The sequence below is a fragment of the Rhodococcus sp. no. 34 genome (genome assembly GCF_054589475.1).
The window spans coordinates 1-893 of the sequence record NZ_BAAILK010000010.1 but is presented as its reverse complement, the minus strand read 5'-3'; the positions used below and the strand labels follow the sequence as shown (position 1 = coordinate 893).

1 protein-coding gene is annotated in these 893 nt (G+C 62.7%); it reads right to left on the bottom strand.

Going from position 1 to position 893, the window contains the following annotated elements; translation table 11 throughout:
* Nucleotides 1–893: HNH endonuclease signature motif containing protein (locus tag ACYP01_RS00770; RefSeq protein ID WP_459678186.1), on the bottom strand; the 893-nt coding region annotated here is incomplete at both ends.

Below are 893 nucleotides of genomic sequence, written 5' to 3'. Positions count from 1 at the left end.
ACCCGCCATTCGGTGTGGTGCATCGTCCGATGATGATGACCGCACAACAAGATCAGGTTGTCGAGATCTGTTGGGCCGCCATCGTTCCAGTGAACAATATGGTGGGCATCGCACCACCCCGACGGTGTCCCGCACCCGGGAAACGCGCACCCACCATCACGCACCGCCAACGCCCGCCTCTGCGGCACCGTTGCCGTTCGCGCTTCCTTGCCGCAGTCGAGCGGAACCCCGTTCTCATCCAACAAAATCCGGGTGACCGTGCAGTCGCAGGCCAACATCCGCGCAGTGTCGATACTGATCGGACCTACCCAATCCGTCCACGCAAACCCGAGCTCTTCTGTCGACGGCAGCAGGTCCTTCAACGCTTTGAGGTCGGTCATGTCTTTTGCCGACGCAGTCACCGTGATGTGCGGTTTCACCCCGCCCTCGATCGGACCCAGCCCCGCCCGCTCGTACCGCCGCAGTAGTTCGCAGAACCCGTCCGCCCGTCGTAGCGCCGGCGTACGGGTGTCCTTGACGCCGTCCTTCTCCGGCGTCGGCGCCGACAGGCTCGACAACAACGTGATCAGACGGGCCCCGTTTACAGCATCCAAATCACCCTTCACCGACACACGCCCGTACAAGCCTTTCGAGGCGTAGAACTCGTTACGCTCCGAATCCTCACCCACCGGAACGCCGTCCTCACGCTTGCCGTACTGCTTCTCGATCCGCCGAATCGCCGCCCGCACCGCATCACAATCAGCAATGTTCTGCGACGCCAACCCGAGCAAGATCCCCCGGGCCTTGTCCACATCCGCCGGCGTCATGTTCTTCGGCGGATGCTGACAAAACGACGCCACCTGCCGCGCTTTCAACGCATCCACATCGCCGCGGTGAAACGCATCCGCGACAAC